The 248-nt window shown below is 48.8% G+C and carries 1 protein-coding gene; it reads right to left on the bottom strand.

From position 1 onward, the window contains the following. Nucleotides 1–248 (bottom strand): hypothetical protein (locus AB4503_RS25625; RefSeq protein ID WP_372115933.1); only part of this gene is annotated, 248 nt, incomplete at both ends.

Below are 248 nucleotides of genomic sequence, written 5' to 3'. Positions count from 1 at the left end.
GTGGTGAACTCTTCAGTGCGAGTAAATTTTTGCCAGCGTTCTTTCGCCTCGGCAATATCTTCCGGTTGGTACGCGGTCATTAGACGTTGGACGTCTGGTTGGTCTAATTTAGCTGTCGTTTCCAAGTAATTCTGGAAGCCTTGAATCGCGTTGGCTGTAAAGCTGGCACTGCCAGAGTCTAGGCGGGTTTGAGTATTCGAGAGTGCGCTCAAGTCTGATTGGCTTTGTAATGCACTTGCACCAAGAGA

Source organism: Vibrio sp. 10N.222.55.B11 (assembly GCF_041473705.1).
In the GTDB taxonomy this organism is placed as follows: domain Bacteria; phylum Pseudomonadota; class Gammaproteobacteria; order Enterobacterales; family Vibrionaceae; genus Vibrio; species Vibrio crassostreae_C.
This window is presented reverse-complemented; position numbering and strand designations above follow the sequence as displayed.